The organism is Pseudomonas sp. GL_103 (genome assembly GCF_057835175.1).
The window spans coordinates 1,713,901-1,730,722 of the sequence record NZ_CM174420.1 but is presented as its reverse complement, the minus strand read 5'-3'; the positions used below and the strand labels follow the sequence as shown (position 1 = coordinate 1,730,722).

The 16,822-nt window shown below is 62.0% G+C and carries 6 protein-coding genes; 5 read left to right on the top strand and 1 reads right to left on the bottom strand.

Features of this window, described 5'->3' with window-relative positions:
- Nucleotide 1 precedes the first annotated feature (1 nt).
- The 3 genes from AC3IP0_RS07775 to lapD all read left to right on the top strand — a co-directional run bounded on the left by AC3IP0_RS07775 (nucleotide 2) and on the right by lapD (nucleotide 3,169).
- A complete protein-coding gene (locus tag AC3IP0_RS07775) occupies nucleotides 2–397 on the top strand; it encodes a YbaN family protein (RefSeq protein WP_489327108.1) in 396 nt (131 codons plus the stop codon).
- Between the two features lie 101 nt (nucleotides 398–498).
- Nucleotides 499–1,206, top strand: coding sequence for a cysteine protease LapG (lapG, locus tag AC3IP0_RS07770; RefSeq protein WP_489327107.1), 708 nt, complete (start codon nucleotides 499–501; stop codon nucleotides 1,204–1,206).
- 22 nt (nucleotides 1,207–1,228) lie between these two features.
- Nucleotides 1,229–3,169, top strand: coding sequence for a cyclic di-GMP receptor LapD (gene lapD / locus AC3IP0_RS07765; protein WP_489327106.1), 1,941 nt, complete (start codon nucleotides 1,229–1,231; stop codon nucleotides 3,167–3,169).
- 114 nt (nucleotides 3,170–3,283) lie between these two features.
- On the opposite strand, the gene AC3IP0_RS07760 is transcribed toward lapD, so the two are convergent.
- A complete protein-coding gene (locus tag AC3IP0_RS07760; RefSeq protein ID WP_489327105.1) occupies nucleotides 3,284–12,697 on the bottom strand; it encodes a retention module-containing protein in 9,414 nt (3,137 codons plus the stop codon).
- A 587-nt stretch (nucleotides 12,698–13,284) separates the two neighbouring features.
- On the opposite strand from AC3IP0_RS07760, the gene AC3IP0_RS07755 reads away from it, so the two are divergent.
- Together AC3IP0_RS07755 and AC3IP0_RS07750 are read left to right on the top strand one after the other, a co-directional pair.
- Complete coding sequence (locus tag AC3IP0_RS07755; RefSeq protein WP_489318812.1) at nucleotides 13,285–14,643, top strand: TolC family outer membrane protein; 1,359 nt, start codon at nucleotides 13,285–13,287, stop codon at nucleotides 14,641–14,643.
- Between the two features lie 16 nt (nucleotides 14,644–14,659).
- On the top strand, nucleotides 14,660–16,819 hold the full coding sequence (locus AC3IP0_RS07750) for a type I secretion system permease/ATPase (protein WP_489318811.1): 2,160 nt from the start codon (nucleotides 14,660–14,662) through the stop codon (nucleotides 16,817–16,819).
- Nucleotides 16,820–16,822 lie beyond the last annotated feature (3 nt).

Below are 16,822 nucleotides of genomic sequence, written 5' to 3'. Positions count from 1 at the left end.
TATGGACAACCCCATAGGCAACCGTCCCCTGATGTTGCGCTACGTGCTGCTGGCCATCGGTTGGCTGAGCGTGGCGCTGGGGGTGATCGGGATTTTCCTGCCGGTATTGCCCACCACCCCTTTCCTGCTACTGGCGGCCGCCTGCTTCGCCCGTAGTTCCCCGCGCTTTTATCAATGGCTGGTTGAGCATCCACGGCTTGGCCCGTGGATTCGCGACTACCTCGACGGCAACGGCATCCCGCTCAAGAGCAAGGTCTACGCCATCAGCCTGATGTGGGCGAGCATCCTGCTCTCCTGCTACCTGGTGCCGCTGCCCTGGGCACGGGGGTTCATGCTGACCAGTGCGGTGCTGGTGACCGTCTACATCCTCAAGCAGAAAACCCTGCGCAAATCCTGAAGTCTCCCATAGCCATTTGTGGCGAGCCCCGTCCGACGACCTGCCCTGCCGCGCCCAAAACACCACCTAAACTTCACAAACCTACACTCGAGCAGCCAGACATGGCCCGCAGTCTGCGTAGTCCAGGATGGCCAACGCTCCGACTTCGGCTCGGCAGCTGGTTGCTGCTGGCTGGTTTGCTACTGATCGTATTCAACGGTGTCCGGGCCGACTGGGATTTTGCGCAGATTCTGCAAACCGTTGAACAACGCTACGGCCCACTGGGGCCGGCGCGAGGTCGGATCGAGGCGTGGAGTCAAATGCTGCAAAGTGCACGCGGCGCCCCCGAACGCGAGCAGCTCAACGCGGTGAACCGCTTCTTCGATCAGCAGCTGAACTTCCAGGACGACACGCGCATCTGGCAACAGACCGATTACTGGGCCACGCCCGTCGAAGCCCTGATCAAGGGCGCCGCCGATTGCGAGGACTACGCGCTGGCGAAGTATTTCAGCCTGCGCCGGCTCGGTATTCCCAGCGAAAAATTGCGCATCACCTACGTCAAGGCCCTGAGCCAGAACCAGGCGCACATGGTGCTGACGTTCTACAGCACCCCCACGAGCGACCCACTGGTGCTGGACAACCTGATCGGCGATATCCGCCCCGCCTCCCAACGCAAAGACTTGCTACCGGTATACGCCTTCAACGCCGAAGGCCTGTACCTGCCGGGCAAAAACGGCGGCCAGCGCAGCAGCGACTCGAAAAAACTGTCACGCTGGCAGGAGGTGTTGAAAAAGATGCAGGCCGAAGGGTTCGACATCGGCGACGGCTAACCGCCTTGGCAAGGAGCGAAGCATGACACTGCGTAAACAGTTGTTCCTGGCCATCTGCCTGTTCCTGCTGGTGGCGTTCAGCGGCAGTTTTTTTGCCAGCCTGGAAAGCTCCCGCGAACAAACGCTCAGCCAACTGCGCGCCCACGCCCAGGACGCGGCCACCGCGCTAGGGCTGTCGCTGACGACACAGGTCGATGACCCGGCAATGATGGAGCTGATGGTCAGTTCGATTTTCGACAGCGGCTATTTCAGCAGCATCCGCGTCATCAGGCTCAAGGATCAGCAAACCCTGGTGGAGCGCTACGCACCGACGAAAATCGAGGGTGTACCTGACTGGTTCGTCAACCTGGTCGACCTGCGCCCGGAAGGTGGCGATGCCCTGATCATGCGCGGTTGGGAACAACTGGCACGGGTCGAAGTGCTGAGCAATCCGCAATTCGCCCTGGCCAAGCTCTGGGACAGCACCCTCGGCAGCCTGATCTGGTTGCTGTTGTGCGGGCTGTTCAGCGCCGTGATTGGAGGATGGATGCTGCGCCGGCAATTTCGCCCACTCGACAGCATGGTCCGGCAAGCCGAGGCCATCAGCAAACGCGAATTTCTCAGCCTGCCGAAACTGCCGCGCACACCGGAACTGAAACGGGTCGTGCTGGCGATGAACCAGATGGTCGAAAAGCTCAAGGCGCTGTTCGTCGAGGAGGCTGCGCGCAGCGAAAAACTGCGCGCCGAATCCTACCTGGACAGCATCACCGGCCTGGCCAACCGGCGCCTGCTCGACGAGCAACTGGCCGACCATTTACGCGTGTGCGAACAGAGCCGCGATGGCCATTTGCTGATGTTGCGAATCAACGACCTGAACGGCCTCAACCAGCGCCTGGGTGGCCAACGGACTGACGCACTGATCACTGCCGTCGGCGAATTGCTCAAGCGCCTGACTCAATTGCCGGAGCGTCGCACCTGGCTGGCGGCGCGCAATCGTGGCGGCGAATTCAGCCTGCTGACACCAGGTCTGGATGCTGAAAGTGCCGCTCGCCTGGCCGCCGATATCAGCGTCAGCCTGGAGAACCTGCGCCTGACCGGCGCCAGCGATTGCATGCCGGTCGCCCATCTGGGCGTTGTCGCCTACCACCCCGGTGAGCCGATCAGCACCGTACTCCTGCGCCTTGATCAGGCGCTGACGGAGTCCCGGCAACATCCCGAACGACCCTGGGTTCATTTGAGCCATCGTGACACGGCACCGAATCACTCCCAGCACGACTGGCGCACCTGGATCGACGATGCCTTGACCGAAGGCAAAATGCAGCTGTACTTCCAGCCCGTCGTGCAATGCGCCGACACCCGCCAGGTGCTGCATCACAAAGTGCTCGCACGCCTGCTCGACCCGCAGGGCGAGGCGATTGCCGCAGGGCATTTCCTGCCGTGGATCGAGCGTCTCGGCTGGTCGGGACGGTTCGACCTGGCGATGCTCGAAGCCACGCTGGACGACCTGGTGGTCAACCGCAGGCCCCTGGCATTGAGCCTGTCCGGGAGCACCCTGCGCGACCCGGAGCAATGGCGAACAATCCTCGACCTGCTCGACTCCCTTCCCGAACTGGCGCCGTTGTTGACCCTGGAAATCGACGAACGCCAGTTGCCATCCCCCGAAGTGCTGCAGAACCTTTGCAGCACATTGCTCAAGACCGGTTATCGCATCGGCCTGCAGCACTTTGGCGGGCGCTTCAGCCAGATCGGCAACCTCACCCAATTGGGCTTGGCGTACCTGAAAATCGATGGGGCCTACATTCGCGACATCGACGAGCAGCCTGACAAGCGGATGTTCATCGACGCGATCTTTCGCGCGACCCACAGCATTGATTTGCCGCTGATAGCGGAGATGGTCGAGACCCGTGGGGAACTGGAGGTAATCAGGGAGTTGGGTGTATTCGGGGCCATGGGGCGCTTGATCGGGGCGCCAGAGCCGATGTGATGATGGGTACATAAAGGTTCTGTAACCACTGGCCGGACATCGAGCTTTGTCCCGGGCAACAAAAAACCCGCCACCCCTTCACAGGGATAGCGGGTTTCTTAGTTGGTTTTCAGGTCACACGGTATCCACCTTCAACGAATGATCGTTGAGCATGCCGTTGATAATGGTTGCCGTGTCATGCCCGCCCGCGATCACCCCTCCCGCCCCTGGCGTTACACCATAGTGGCTGGCCAGGTCGACGCCGGCCAGGTCGATGGTCTGGTTCGGCGCGGCGCCGACCATGGCGCTGACATCGATGCTGGTCACTGTCGACGGCCCGCTGCCGGTGACGGTGAAGTGCAGGTAGTCATCCAGCGAAGCCGTGGTGCCGTTTTCCCCTTGCAGCAGTTGCGACAGGTCGAGCTTGTCGGTGCCGGGCGTGAAGTCGGTGATCACGTCATGGCCACTGTTGCCCTTGAACCACTGGAAGGTATCGGCCCCCGCTCCGCCGGTCAGGGTGTTGTTGCCCAGGCCACCGATCAGCAAGTCATCGCCGTCCCCGCCGCTGAGGATGTCGTTGCCAAGGCCGCCATTGATCACGTTGTTAGTGTTGTTGCCGGTCAGGGTGTCGTTGAAGTTCGAGCCGATGAGGTTTTCGATACCGGTCAGGGTGTCAGTGCCGGCACCGAGAGTGTTTTGCCCACCCGGCAGGCTGAGGTCGACCGTCACCCCGGCGGTGGCGTGGGCGTAACTGGCCGTGTCGATACCCGTGCCGCCATCGAGGATGTCATTGCCCGGGCCGCTGAAGAGCAAGTCATTGCCGGCGTCGCCGTGCAGCTCGTTGTTGCCGGAACCGGCGGTAAGCACATCGTTGCCGTCGCCGGCATTGATGATGTTGTTGCCCGTGCCCGCCACCAGGACGTCATCGCCGCTGGTGCCGGTGAGGGTGAGGCCGTCCTGATAGCTGATGGTCAGGTTGGCCGAGTCGCTGCCGCCGTGGTTGTCGTTGGCGGTGTAGGTGCCGTGGTAGTCCGTGGTGACGGCCTGTACCCCGGCGTAGTTTACGGTCATGGTCAGCTGATAGTTTTCCGCCGAATTCGCATCGCTGCCACTGGTGTTGGTGATGTTGGTCAGGTGGATCTGGTAAGTGCCATCCGCGCTTGCGGTGATGGTGCCGCCATCGGCGATGCTTACGAACGCCCCACCGTTGAGCGAATACTCCATCGTGACGTGCCCAGGGTCCAGGTTGTGATCGAGGTTGAGCGTCTCACCCTGTTTCAGCTTGACCGTGATGAGGTCTTCATTGTTGCCATTGGAGTTGTTCGCCGCGCCAAGATAGCCACTGACCACCAGCAGCGCCGTCATGGTCGCCGCGTTGGCCGCAAAGGCGTTGCGCACGTTGGCCAGACTCTTGTTGGCGGGGTTGTTGTTTTCACCGGCGAAGCCGATCGCGCCGGTGCCGGTGAAGTCCGCGTCCTTGGCGATCCAGCCGGTGTTGAACGAAGTCGGTGTCGCCGAGAGTTGATCGCCATTGGGGTCGGTGTCGTTGGCCAGCAACAGTTCGCCCGGCACCACGACGGTACCCGAGAGCACGTTGGTGATGACGTTATCATCGGCGGCCACTGGCGGTGCGTTCGGTATGATTTTGATCGTCAGGGTGGAGCTGGCCAGATCGCCGTCGTTGTCGCTGGCGGTGAAACCGATGTTTTCGGTGATCAACACCGACGTGGTTTTCTGCGAAATGTAGGCGTATTCACCGGTGTCGAGATTGATCTGCAAGGTGCCGCTGTTGTTGGTGGAAATGCTCAACGTGTTGTCCACGGTGTTGAACGTGCCGTGGTTGAGCCCGCCGCTGAAGTTCAGAGAACCCTGATTCGTGTTGCCGCTTGGATCGTAGGTGTACGTGGTGCCGTCCACCGTGATGGTCTTGATGAAGCCGCCATCGGCGCCGAATGCACCGCCCTCGCCCAGTAGCGAACCGGTCACAGGTGCGCCGATCACAGTACCGGACAGCACCGAGTTGAGCTGGTTGAGATCGGTCACCACCACCGCATTGGTGTCGGTGTGGCTGCTGCCGTCATAGGCCAGTGGATTGAGATTGTCATTGCTCACACCGCTGCCCAGGCCGATCGCGTAGTTCTTGATGTTGTTGGCATTGAGGAAGACTTTCAGCGCGGTCTCGTCGGCGGTGCCGATTTCCAGGCCAGTGTTGGGCTTGCCGTCGGAGAAGAAGTAGCCGACGTTTTGCGCCCCGGTGAGTTTGCCCGAGGTATTGAACGCGGTCTGCATGGTCACCACGGCCGCATCGTAGTTGGTGCCGCCGTTCGCGATGAGACCGGCCAGCAGTGTCTTGGCGGTCGCGACATCGACCCACACCGAGGTCATGTCGGTAGCGCTGCTGCTGAAGGTGACGAGCTGCACTTTCACATCGCCCAGGTCGTCGTATTTATCCAGCAAGGCACTGATGGCCTGCTTGGCCAGGGCCAGGCGCGACAGGCTCGCGCCCGACGCGTCCAATACGCCGGAAGGATCGGCCATGCTGCCGGAGACGTCGAGCACGATCAGCAGGTTGGAGTCGATCTCCACCGCCGCCACCGAGCGATCCGTTGCCACAGCCTTGGGCATGTCATCGACAATGTTGACCACGATGGTGCTGGTGCTGCTGTTGCCCAGCGCATCGGTGGCTTTGTAGGTGAAGCTTTCACTCAGGCTGTTCGGCCCGTCGTTGGCGTTCGGCGAGGTTTTCGGTGCCGAGGTCAGGGTGTAGGTGTAGCTGCCGTCGGGGTTGATCAGGATCTTCCCGTAGGTGCCGGTGGCGCTGCCGACCAGGGTGTAGGTAAGCGCGCCGCTGGCACCCGAGACCGAACCGACCAGGGTCCCGGACGCGGTTTCGCCAGTGTTGCCCGGGTCGCTGCCGGTGACGGTACCGGCGGCCAGGTCCTGCCCGTCCTTGCTCAGGTCGAGGGCTTTTTCGTAGACCGTCACGTCGCTGTCGGGGTTGGCCTTGATCGTGCTGTTGGCGACGTCGATGGTGATGGTGGTGGTGCTTTCATCGCCATCGGAATCACGCACGGTGTAGGTGAACGTGTCAGTGGCGTCCGAATCGCCGACGGAATTCTGGTTGCTGTGATACACCGCGTTGCCGTTGGCATCGAGGGTCAGGTAGCCATAGGTACCGTTGATCTGGTTGCCCAGCCCGCCGATGGCCGGGGTCAAGGTGTTGCCACCGGCACGCACGCCGACCACAGTCGCCGGACCATCGGCGCCGCTGACATCGTTGCCCAGCACACTGATGTTGACGCTGCCGCCCTCCACTACCGACGACGAGTCTGGTTTGGCGCTTGGCAGGTCATCGACGATCTTGACGTTGATCTGCCCGGTATCGCTGTCGCCATCGGTGTCGGTGGCCACGACGTTGATGTTCTCGATGAGGTTGTTGGTGCCGTTGGCCGTTGGATGGGCTTCGTTATCGTTGAGGGTGTAGCTGTAGCTGATCACGCCCTGGCTGAAACCGGTGATGGTCAGGGTGCTGCCCATTGGTGTGACGGCGGTTTGCGGGAAACCGGCGACCACGCCACCGCTGATGACCGTGATGCCACCCACAGTCAGGGTTTGCAGGCCATCGAGGGCGGCCACGGTGAAGGTGCCACTGCGGGTCAGGGCCGACGTGTCGGGGCTGGTGCCGTCGCTGAGATTTTTCTCGTAGACCGTCAGCTCACCGCCATACACGTCGAGACCGTCGAGGGTGACCTTATCGTCGTTGTTGTGGACTTTCAGCACCAGGTTGGAGGTGTTGATGTCACCGTCGGCGTCCGTGAGGGTGTAGGTGAAGGTTTCGGTGCCGCTGCCACCGCCATGCAGGTTTTTGAAGTCCGCATTATCGGGATCCAGCGTGTAGGTGTAGGTGCCGTTGGCATTCAGCACCAGGGTGCCATAGGTACCGGTGAAGGTGCCTGGGGTGACCGGGCCGGCATCCGGGCCGATGGCGACTTTATCGGCGCCGATCACGTCGTTGCCGAACACATCGCCGCTGAGGCTTGGCACTGCCTCCGAAGCGGTGCCGAGGTTGCTGTCGTTCATCGCTTTGGGCACGTCATCGACAATGTTCACCACGATGGTGCTGGTGACGATATTGCCCAACGAATCGGTGGCCTGGTAGGTAAAGGTTTCGTGCATCACGTTCGGGCCGTCATTGGCGTGCGGCGTGGTGCTCGGTGGCGTCGTCAGGGTGTAGGTGTAGGTGCCGTTGGCATTGAGCTGAATCTGCCCGTATGCCCCGACATTGCTGTCGACCAGGGCGTAGGTGATCGCGCCGACGGCTTGAGTGACCGAGCCCACCAGTGTGCCGGAAGCGGTTTCGCCAGTATTGGTCGGATCGCTGCCGGTGACGGTGCCGGCGACCAGGTCCTGGTCTTCCTGGTTCAGGTCGAGGGCTTTTTCCAGAACCGTCACGTCGTTGTCGCTGACGGCTTTCAGGTAACTGTTGTAGACGTCGATGGTGATGGTGGTGGTGCTTTCGTCACCATCGGAGTCGCGCACAGTGTAGGTGAACACATCCACCGCGCCGGGACCGCTTACTGCGTTAGGCGTGCTGTGATAAACGGCGTTGCCGTTGGCATCGAGGGTCAGGTAACCGTAGGTGCCGGCGATCTGGTCGCCGAGCCCGCCGATGGCCGAGGTTGATGTGTCGCTACCGGCACGCACACCGACCACCGCCCCAGTGACAGCCGGGCCATCGGCCCCGTCGATATCGTTGTCCAGCACATTGCCGCTGACGGTGCCGCCCTCCTGCACCGAATCCGCGTCGGGTTTGGCGCTCGGCAGGTCATCGATGATGTTGACGTTGATCTGCCCGGTCGCGCTGTCGCCATCGGTGTCGGTGGCCACGACATTGATGTTCTCGATGAGGTTGTTGGTGCCGTTGGCCGTTGGATGGGCTTCGTTATCGTTGAGGGTGTAGCTGTAGCTGATCACGCCCTGGCTGAAACCGGTGATGGTCAGGGTGCTGCCCAGTGGTGTGACGGCGGTTTGCGGGAAACCGGCGACCACGCCACCGCTGATGACCGTGATGCCGCCCACAGTCAGGGTTTGCAGGCCATCGAGGGCAGCCACGGTGAAGGTGCCGCTCTGGGTCAGGGCCGGCGTGTCGGGGCTGGTGCCGTCGCTGAGATTTTTCTCGTAGACCGTCAGTTCACCGCCATACGCGTCGAGGCCGTTGAGGGTGACCTTATCGTCGTTGTTGTAGACGTTCAGCACCAGGTTGGCGGTGCTGCTGTCACCGTCGGCGTCCGTGAGGGTGTAGGTGAAGGTTTCGGTTCCGTCGCCACCGCCGTGCAGCGCCTTGAAATCGGCATCGCTGGTGTTGAGGGTGTAGGTGTAAGTGCCGTTGGCATTCAGCACCAGGGTGCCGTAGGTGCCGGTGAAGGTGCCGGGGGTGATCGGGCCGGCGTTTTCGCCGAGCGTCACGCGGTCGGCGCCCTGCACGTCGTTGCTCAGCACGTTGCCGTTGAGGGTCAACAGGGTTTCCGAGGCGGTGCCATTGCTGTCGTCCACGCCATAGGGCCGGTCGTCGACGATGTTGACGTCGAGTGAGCCGGTCGCGGTGGTGCCATTGTCGTCGACCACGGTCACGGCGAATTGCTCAGGCAAGGTGTTGGCACCGTTGGCGGTCGGGTGCGCTTCGTTGTCGTTGAGGGTGTAGCTGTAGCTGACCACGCCGGTCGCCGCGTTGAACCCGGTGATGGTCAGGGTGCTGCCCAACGGGGTGGTGATCGATTGCGGGAAGCCGGCGGCCACGCCAGCGGTGACCACGGCAATGCCGCCGACGGTCAGGGTGGTTACACCGTCGAGAGCCGTGACGGTGAAAGTGCCATTCTGGGTCAGGTCTGGTGCGTCCGGGTTGCTGCCGTCGCTGAGGTTTTTTTCGTAAACCGTCAGTTCACCGCCATACACATTGAGACCGTTGAGGATCACCGGATTGTCGTTGTTGTGGATCTGCAGCACCAGGTTGGCGGTGCTGCTGTCACCGTCCGCATCGGTGAGGGTGTAGGTGAAGGTTTCGGTGCCGTCGCCACCACCGTGCAACGCCTTGAAATCGGCATCGCTGGTGTTCAGCGTGTAGGTGTAAGTGCCGTTGGCATTCAGCACCAGGGTGCCGTAGGTGCCGGTGAAGGTGCCGGGGGTGATCGGGCCGGCGTTTTCGCCGAGCGTTACCCGATCGGCGCCTTGCACGTCGTTGCTCAGCACGTTGCCGTTGAGGGTCAACAGGGTTTCCGAGGCGGTGCCATTGCTGTCGTCCACGCCATAGGGCCGGTCGTCGACGATGTTCACGTCGAGTGAGCCGGTGGCGGTGGTGCCGTTGTCGTCGACCACGGTCACGGCGAACTGCTCAGGCAGGGTGTTGGCACCGTTGGCGGTCGGGTGCGCTTCGTTATCGTTGAGGGTGTAGCTGTAGCTGACCACGCCGGTCGCCGCATTGAACCCGGTGATGGTCAGGGTGCTGCCCAATGGGGTGGTGAGCGATTGCGGGAAGCCGGCGGCCACACCCGCGGTGACCACGGCGATGCCGCCCACGGTCAGGGTGGTTACACCGTCGAGGGCGGCGACGGTGAAGGTGCCGTTCTGGGTCAGCGCGGTGGCATCCGGTGCGCTGCCGTCGCTGAGGTTTTTCTCGAAGACGGTCAACTCGCCTCCCTCAGCATTCAAACCGCCAATCGTGATCGGGTCATCGTTGTTGTGGATCTGCAGCACCAGGTTCGCGGTGCTGCTGTCGCCGTCCGAATCGGTGAGGGTGTAGGTGAAGGTTTCGGTGCCATTGCCGCCGCCGTGCAGGGCTTTGAAATCAGCGTCGCTGGTGTTGAGGGTGTAGGTGTAAGTGCCGTTGGCATTCAGCACCAATGTGCCGTAGGTGCCGGTGAAGGTACCGGGAGTGATCGGTCCGGCGTTTTCGCCGAGCGTCACGCGGTCGGCGCCTTGTACGTCATTGCTCAGTACATTGCCGTTGAGGGTCAGCAGGGTTTCCGAGGCGGTGCCATTGCTGTCGTCCACGCCATTGGGCAGGTCGTCGACGATGTTCACGTCGAGTGAACCGGTCGCGGTGGTGCCGTTGTCGTCGACCACGGTTACGGCGAATTGCTCAGGCAGGGTGTTGGTACCGTTGCCGGTCGGGTGGGCTTCGTTATCGTTCAATGTGTAGCTGTAGCTGACCACGCCAGTCGGCGCGTTGAAGCCGGTGATGGTCAGGGTGCTGCCCAACGGGGTGGTGATCGATTGCGGGAAGCCCGCGGCCACGCCAGCGGTGACCACGGCAATACCGCCGACGGTCAGGGCCGTAACACCGTCGAGGGCGGCGACGGTGAAGGTGCCGTTCTGGGTCAGCGCGGTAGCATCCGGTGCGCTGCCGTCGCTGAGGTTTTTCTCGAAGACGGTCAGCTCGCCGCCCTCAGCATTCAAACCGCCAATCGTGATCGGGTCATCGTTGTTGTGGATCTGCAGCACCAGGTTCGCGGTACTGCTGTCGCCGTCGGAATCGGTGAGGGTGTAGGTGAAGGTTTCGGTGCCGTCGCCACCACCGTGCAATGCCTTGAAATCCGCATCGCTGGTGTTGAGGGTGTAGGTGTAAGTGCCGTTGGCATTCAGTACCAGGGTGCCGTAGGTGCCGTTGAAGGCCCCGGGGGTGATGGGGCCGCTGTTTTCCCCGAGCGGCACCCGGTCGGCGCCTTGCACGTCGTTGCTCAGCACGTTGCCGTTGAGGGTCAGCAGGGTTTCCGAAGCGGTACTGGCGTTGCTGTCGTCCACGCCATTGGGCAGGTCGTCGACGATGCTCACGTCCAGCGAACCGGTGACAGTGGTGCCGTTGTCGTCGACCACGGTCACGGCGAACTGTTCAGGCAGGGTATTGGCGCCGTTGGCATTTGGATTGGCTTCGTTATCGACCAGGGTGTAGCTGTAGCTCACGACGCCGGTCGCCGCGTTGAACCCGGTGATGGTAAGGGTGCTGCCCAGCGGCGTGGTGATCGATTGCGGGAAGCCCGCGGCCACACCCGCGGTGACCACGGCGATGCCGCCCACGGTCAGGGTCGTGACACCGTCGAGGGCGGCGACGGTGAAGGTGCCGCTCTGGGTCAGCGCCGTGGCGTCCGGTGCGCTGCCGTCGCTGAGGTTTTTCTCGAAAACGGTCAGCTCGCCGCCCTCAGCATTCAAACCGCCAATCGTGATCGGGTCATCGTTGTTGTGGATCTGCAGCACCAGGTTGGCGGTGCTGCTGTCGCCATCGGAATCGGTGAGGGTGTAGGTGAAGGTTTCGGTGCCATTGCCACCGCCGTGCAACGCCTTGAAATCCGCATCGCTGGTGTTGAGGGTGTAGGTGTAAGTGCCGTTGGCATTCAGTACCAAAGTGCCGTAGGTGCCGGTGAAAGTCCCGGGGGTGATGGGGCCGTTGTTTTCCCCGAGCGTCACGCGGTCGGCGCCTTGCACGTCGTTGCTCAGCACGTTGCCGTTCAGCGTCAGCAGAGTTTCCGAGGCGGTGCCATTGTTGTCATCGACTGCTTGCGGCACGTCGTCGATGATGTTGATTGTCACTGTACCGGTAGTGCTGTCGCCATTGCTGTCGCTGGCCACCACGGTGACGTGTTCGACAAGACTATTGGCACCCTCGCCGCTCGCGTGGGGTTCGGCACGGTTGAGGGTGTAGCTGTAACTGACCACGCCCGTGGCCGGGTTGAAACCGGTGACGGTCAGCGTGCCGCCCAACGGGGAGGTTAGCGACTGCGGGAAACCTGCCGCCACGCCGCCGCTGATCAAGTTGATCGCGCCGATGCTGAGGCTGCTCAGCCCGTCTGGCGCATTGATGGTGAAGGTGCCGCTTCGCGTCAGCGAGCCTTCGCTCCTCGCCGAACCGTCGGCCAGGTTGGCTTCATTGACGGTCCGCTCGCCGTTCTGCTGCGACAGGCCGTCGAAGGTCACCGGATTGTTCGGCACCTGCGGAACCTCCGGCGGCACAACAGGGACTTCGGCCGCAACAACGTCATTGTCCGGATTGGCGTTCAGGCGTTCTTCGGGAAGTTCAGGAATGCCATTGAATCCGGCAGTGGGGAAGCCGATGACCGGATCGACTCGCCCGCCCACTTCTTCGAGCATGACGAAACTATGGCCACTGCCCGGGATGCCACCCGGTACACCGGTAGTCGTGGCGGGCCCGGCAGCGGTGGCTTCAGCGGTCTGGGTCGGGTCGTCGCCCGCCGCAATGGCTTTTTGCAGCTGTTCGACATCGGTCAGTTGCGCTTCGCTCGGCGTCAGCGCTTCAGGCGAGTTCACATGGGGAATCTGATTGGCGAGCAGCTGCGGTGTCATCTGCATGCTGCTGCCGCGCCCGAGGGTCAGCTCCTGGCCATTTTGCAGATGCACCGCCACCGCGCCTTCAGCGCCAGTGCTCAGTTGGTCGCCGGCGAACAGCCGGTCCCCTTCGACCAAAGCACGCCGGGAGCCGTCGCTCGCAACCGCGAACACCTGACCGATGACCTTACTGACGATACCGATGAGCGTAGCCATGTGCACTTCCTCCGCTGCCAACCGCTGTCGGCACCTTGATTGTGCGAAGAACGTGCTCATGGCTCGAGCGGGTTGCCTGGCGGATCGTGTTCCGGGTGCCGGTTTACTTGAGTAAGCCGTGGACCCGGCAACGATCTCGCCCAGCCAGTCGCTCACGGCGCTGTTTACGATTTCGGGAAAAACCCTCTGCAATCAATGGCATCGGATCCCTGTTCGCAACAACGTTGCCTGTGAGCGATGCGTAACGATCTCGAAGCACTCAAGTGACAAAAAACCGTCGCCATCAGATCGCTCGCATCCCTCCCCTCCAGCACTTCTCCGCTCTATTTCGATAAGTGGATTGGAACTTTCCTCAAACCCCGATGAGCGCCCTAGAGCCCATAAAACAAGGGCTTTCCAATTGAACAATGTGCTGGATTTCACAGAGCGCATAAGTTTTTTTTGGCATATCCGTTATGAAAAAAATTTCTTGGCTACGCTCCAGAATGTTCTTAGCTCTTTTGTTAAAGATGTGAAACAACTTTACCTATAAATATCGTCAAATAATTGGCGACTGATAAGCACCATCAGGAATCAGGGAGATGTACATGCGCCTATTAACCCCCCTCTGCAGCGCGGTTCTTTTGGCCATGGCCTGCTCGTCCCAGGCTCAGGCCATGTCGCTGACCGAAGCGATCCAGAGCACCATTGCGACCCACCCGGAACTGGCATCCCGGGTAGACAGCCGACTGTCGGCGGATGAGGACGTGAAGGTCGCCAAAGGGGGCTTTTATCCATCGGTTGATTTGAACGCCGCCTACGGGCGCGGGTACAGCGATAACACCAATACCCGGGCGTTCGGCAATCACCACACCGAAATCCTCAACTACACCCAATCGGAGTTGCGCCTGCGGCAAATGCTCTTCGACGGGTTCAACACTTCCAATGAAGTCGAACGCACCAAAGGCGTGGTCAACTCGCGAGCCTATTACGCTCAGGGTACGGCTCAGGACCTGGCCCTGCGCACCACCGAGGTTTACCTGGAAGTCCTCAAGCGCCGCGAACTGGTGACACTGGCCAAGAACAACCTGCAAGCGCACTTGCGGGTCAACGACCAGATCGGCCTGCGCACCCAACGCGGCGTGGGCAGCAACGCCGATGCCGACCAGTCCAGCGCTCGCCGGGCTCTGGCGGAAAACAACCTCGACACCGCCGAAGTCGATCTGGCCGATGCCGAGTCGAACTTCTACGCCGTTGTGGGGCGCATGCCCGATGAACTCGAAACCCCGCCGTCGATTCGCGGCGAAGTCCCTACCTCTCTGCCTGAAGCCCAGCAGAGCATGGTGGAGAACAACCCTTACCTGAAATCCGCCCAGGCCGACGTGCAATCGTCCGAAAGCCAGTACGAAGTCGCCAAGTCGCCGTTCTACCCACGCTTCGATGCCGAGGCGGCAGTCGGCGCGAACAACAACCTGCAGGGTGACGAAGGCCACGACAACGAATGGCGGGTCGGCGTGGTGATGAACTACAACCTGTTCCGCGGCGGCAGCGACAAGGCGCGCCTGGCCTCCGACTCGCACAAGATCAACCAGGCCATGGACATCCGTAACAATGCCCTGCGCCAGCTCAACGAAAACATTCACCTGGCCTGGAACGCCATGGTCAATGCCAAGAAACAAACCCCGACCGCCCGTGAATATGCCGAAACCAGCAAGCGCGTACGCATTGCCTACCAGGACCAGTTCGGCCTCGGCCAACGGACCCTGCTGGACCTGCTCGACAGTGAAAACGAGCTCTACAACGCCAACCGTCGCTACACCGAAGTGCGCTACACCGAAGAGTTCTCGATGTACCGCATCCTGGCGGACATGGGTCAGTTGTTGAGCAAGCAACGGGTCGTACTGCCCGCCGACGCGATCGCCCAGACCGAAGTGAAAAACGAAGCTCGTCTGCCTGAAATGAAGTAGTGCCCGGGAGGGTTCAATGACCAGCATGGAACCCGGCAACACCGGTATCGATCCGCGCCTGAGCTTCGATGACCCGCTTCTGGACGGTCTGTTGATCCTCTGCAAACTCCACGGCGCGACGGTCAGTCGCGCCAGCCTCAGTGCCGGGCTCCCCATGGCACATCAACGCCTGAGCCTGGACCTGCTGCCCCGTGCAGCGGCCCGGGCCGGTTTGCAGGCGCGCTTGCTGCGCCGTGACCTCAAGGACATCTGCGCGCTCAACCTGCCCGTGCTGCTGTTGCTCAACAACGGCCGCACGGCAGTCCTGCGCCGTTATGGCGAGGACGGCAAGGTGCTGATCCTGCCCAGCGAAGCCGACGGCGGCGAACAATGGCTCAGCCCCGAAGAGCTGGCCGAACACTACAGTGGCCAGGCGTTGTTTGCCCGGCCACGCCACGAACTCGAAGACTTGCGCTCGCCGCTGGTACCTCGGGTGCAGGCCTGGTTCCGCGACACGCTGAAGCTGTCGAAATGGCTGTACAGCGATGCGATCCTGGCGAGCTTCCTGATCAACCTGCTGGGCCTGATGGTGCCGCTGTTCGTGATGCAGACCTACGATCGCGTGGTGCCGAACCAGGCCACTTCGACCTTGTGGGTACTGGCGATCGGTCTGCTGATCGGCACCGCTTTCGAACTGGTGCTGCGGGTCGTGCGCGCGCACTTGCTGGATACCGCCGGCAAGAAAACCGATGTGATCCTGTCAGCCACCCTGTTCGAGCGCATCACCGGCATGGCGATGAAAGCGCGACCGGCGACCATCGGTGGCTTCGCCCAAAGCATTCATGACTTCCAGGGCCTGCGGGAATTTCTCACCGCCGTGACCCTCACCAGCCTCATCGACCTGCCCTTCTGCCTGCTGATGCTGCTGGTGATCGGCCTGCTCGGTGGCTGGCTGGTGGTGATCCCGATACTGGCGTTTCCCATCACTATCATCTTCGCCATGGTGATCCAGGTGCGCCTGCGCGATACCGTGCAGAAAAGCCTCAGCCTCGGCGCCGAACGCCAGGCACTGTTGATCGAAACCCTCAGCGGCCTGGAAACCCTCAAGGCCTGCAGCGCCGAAAGCGAACGCCAGCACAAATGGGAAAGCACTCACGGCGCCCTCACCCGCCTCGACAGCCACGCGCGCAACCTCTCGGCCCTGGCCACCAACGGCACGCTGTTCATCCAGCAACTGTCCGGCATGGCAACCATCGTCGCCGGGGTCTACAGCATCATCGCCGGCAACCTCAGTGTCGGCGCCCTGGTGGCCAGCTACATGCTCGGCAGTCGGGTACTTGCACCACTGGGCCAGATCGCCGGCCTGATCACCCGCTACCAGCAAGCGCAACTGACCATGAAAAGCACCGACGCGCTGATGGGCCTGCCCCAGGAGCGCGACGCCAGGCAACGGCCGCTGGAGCGCACCCAACTGCAAGGCGCGCTGGATGTCGTCGGCGCGACCTTCCACTACAACGGCCAGAGTTCTCCCGCCCTGGCCAATATCAGCTTCAGTGTGAAGCCCGGCGAGCGCGTCGGCATCATCGGCCGCAGCGGCTCCGGCAAAAGCACCCTGGCGCGGCTGGTAATGGGCTTCTACGAACCGGATGAAGGCCAGTTGCTGCTCGATGGCCTGGACCTTCGGCAACTGGACGTCGCCGACCTGCGCCATCAAATCGGTTACGTCGCCCACGACCTGCCGCTTCTGGCCGGCAGCCTGCGCGACAACCTGACCCTCGGCGCGCGCTACATCAGCGACTCACGCATGCTCGAAGTGGCGGAAATGACCGGCGTGACCGAGCTGGCCCGACAACACCCGCAAGGCTTCGACCGGCCCGTGGGCGAACGCGGGCAACTGTTGTCCGGCGGCCAGCGCCAGGCCGTATTGATGGCCCGGGCGATGTTGCTCGACCCGCCCATCATGCTGCTCGACGAGCCCACCAGTGCCATGGACAACAGCAGCGAAGACGTCCTGCGGCAAAAACTTCACGGCTGGGTCCAGGGCAAAACCATCCTGCTGGTCACCCACCGCACCTCGATGCTGAGCCTGGTGGACCGGTTGGTGGTACTGGACAGCGGACGGATCGTCGCCGACGGTCCGAAGGAAGCGGTCATCGATGCACTGCGCAAGGGCCGTGTCGGCTCTGCGGCCGTCTAGGAG

Bases quoted from the DNA above. Each gene is read 5' to 3' on its own strand.
- lapD (WP_489327106.1), top strand. From the start codon at position 1,229: ATGACACTGCGTAAACAGTTGTTCCTGGCCATCTGCCTGTTCCTGCTG.
- AC3IP0_RS07755 (WP_489318812.1), top strand. From the start codon at position 13,285: ATGCGCCTATTAACCCCCCTCTGCAGCGCGGTTCTTTTGGCCATGGCC.
- lapG (WP_489327107.1), top strand. From the start codon at position 499: ATGGCCCGCAGTCTGCGTAGTCCAGGATGGCCAACGCTCCGACTTCGG.
- AC3IP0_RS07750 (WP_489318811.1), top strand. From the start codon at position 14,660: ATGACCAGCATGGAACCCGGCAACACCGGTATCGATCCGCGCCTGAGC.
- AC3IP0_RS07760 (WP_489327105.1), bottom strand. From the start codon at position 12,697: ATGGCTACGCTCATCGGTATCGTCAGTAAGGTCATCGGTCAGGTGTTC.
- AC3IP0_RS07775 (WP_489327108.1), top strand. From the start codon at position 2: ATGGACAACCCCATAGGCAACCGTCCCCTGATGTTGCGCTACGTGCTG.